1 protein-coding gene is annotated in these 992 nt (G+C 66.4%); it reads left to right on the top strand.

Annotated elements, in window-relative coordinates; translation table 11 throughout:
- Positions 1-978 (top strand): solute carrier family 23 protein (locus tag EOA28_RS36885; RefSeq protein WP_148671157.1); only part of this gene is annotated, 978 nt, incomplete at its 5' end.
- Positions 979-992 lie beyond the last annotated feature (14 nt).

Genomic DNA, 992 nt, shown 5'->3' with positions numbered 1-992 from the left:
ACCGTCCACTTCCACGACGCACAGGCTCTTGTCCCGCTGGCGTTGCTGATCGCCATCGTCGTCATGGTGCAGACAGCGGCCACGAGCCGCTCGTTTGCTTCCCAAAACGGCGAAGCGCCAGACGTCAATCGCGACTTTGTCGGCGTCGGCGCGGGCAGCATCGTGGCCGCCCTGTTCGGCGCCTTTGCCGTCAACGCCAGCCCGCCGCGCACGGCCATCGTCGCCCAGACCGGCGGCCGCTCGCAGCTGTCGGGCCTGATCGCGGCGGCTATCGTGCTGGGGCTCGGCGCTTTCGGCGGCAGCCTGCTGGCCAACGTGCCGCAAGCGGCCCTTGCCGGCGTGCTGATGTTCGTGGCCCAGCATATCCTGCGCTGGAGGATCGCCGTTAACGTATATCGCCAGGCGCTCGGCGAGTTCGCGCTGATCCTGATCACCATGATCGCCATCGTCGTCCTGCCTATCGAAACCGGGGTCGCGATCGGCATCGGTCTGTCGCTGCTGCACGGCATCTGGGGCTCGACGCGCACCGAGCCGATCGAGCTGGCGCAGGTACCGGGCACGTCGGTCTGGTGGCCGCCGAGCGGTTCCAGCCCGGGCGATCGGCACCCCGGCGTGCTGGTGGTGGCGTTCCAGGCGCCGCTTTCCTTCGTCAATGCCGACCGTTTCAAGCGCGGTCTGAGCGACCTGATCGACGCCAGGAGCGAGGGCGTGAAGCTGGTGGTTCTGGAGGCCAGCAACATCGTCGAGATCGACTATACCGCCGCTCAGGCGCTGATCGACACCATCCGCCATTGTCGCGACAAAGGTGCGGTCTTTGCTATCGCGCGCATGGAATCGCTGCGCGCCCAAGCGGCGCTCAAGCGGTTCGGCATCGCCGACATCGTCGGCGCTGAGCGCATTTTCCACTGCGTCGACGCGGCGATCAAATCACTTGGTCCGGGGAAACCGCAGCTCAAGGAACAGGATAGCATGCCATGAACGACCCCCGACGG

This window comes from Mesorhizobium sp. M2A.F.Ca.ET.067.02.1.1, from assembly GCF_004023285.1.
GTDB lineage: Bacteria > Pseudomonadota > Alphaproteobacteria > Rhizobiales > Rhizobiaceae > Mesorhizobium.
Note: the sequence above shows the minus strand (reverse complement) of the source record. Positions and strands in the feature narration are given on the sequence as shown.